General features: G+C 49.9%; 2 protein-coding genes and 1 pseudogene. All 3 read left to right on the top strand.

Going from position 1 to position 704, the window contains the following annotated elements; all coding sequences use genetic code 11:
• Positions 1-75, top strand: a pseudogene (locus ACTHUM_RS16720) (DNA polymerase III subunit delta' C-terminal domain-containing protein); the annotation flags it as partial.
• A 10-nt stretch (positions 76-85) separates the two neighbouring features.
• On the top strand, positions 86-439 hold the full coding sequence (locus ACTHUM_RS16715) for a PilZ domain-containing protein (protein ID WP_003746058.1): 354 nt from the start codon (positions 86-88) through the stop codon (positions 437-439).
• A gap of 4 nt (positions 440-443) precedes the next feature.
• Positions 444-704, top strand: a 261-nt coding sequence (locus tag ACTHUM_RS16710; protein WP_440403517.1) for a TatD family hydrolase, incomplete at its 3' end; no start/stop codon positions are given.

The following is a 704-nucleotide window of genomic DNA, read 5'->3' as shown; positions in this document are numbered from 1 at the left end:
CATACCTTGAGTGTTAAAATGCAGCTTGAGTATCTGCTTATCGAATATTTGGATTTTTGGCAAAACAAACCCTAACAGGTAATCAATGATGAATAAAAAAGACATTCCGGCGAAGATGTTGGCTTTGCAACTCAAAGACCCCAATTTGTTGTACAACTGCTATATGCCGTTTTTAGAACACGGCGGCCTGTTCGTGCCGACCGATGACGTATTCTCCCTAGGCGAAGACATCCTCTTGGCCGTCGAAATCGCCGACTATCCCAAACGCTTCCTGCCAACCAAAGTCGTTTGGATCAATCCGGCGCGCACCTCGGCCCACCGCCCCAAAGGCGTAGGCCTTGCCTTTTCCGAACACGAAAGCTGCCAGCAGGCAAAAAACCTGATCGAAGCCGAGCTCGGTCCGCGCCTGCGCAGCGACCGTACTACTTTTACCCTGTAATACCATGCATTTAATCGATTCACATTGCCATCTCAACTTTGACGGCCTAAAAGACCGCCTGCCCGAAGTCTTTGCCAATATGGAAGCGCAAAGCGTCAAACAGGCGCTTGCCATCAGCGTCAGCAAACAAAGTTTTGCCGAAGTCTTCGACATTGCCCAGGCACACGACCACATCTACTGCACCATCGGCGTACATCCCGACAGCCAAGAAGCAGAAGAATTTACCATTGCCGAAATGGTAGAAGCGGCCAAACATCCCAAAATC

Source organism: Neisseria sp. P0021.S006 (genome assembly GCF_051956895.1).
The sequence above is the reverse complement of the archived record's forward strand: the minus strand, read 5'-3'. Positions and strand labels throughout refer to the sequence as shown.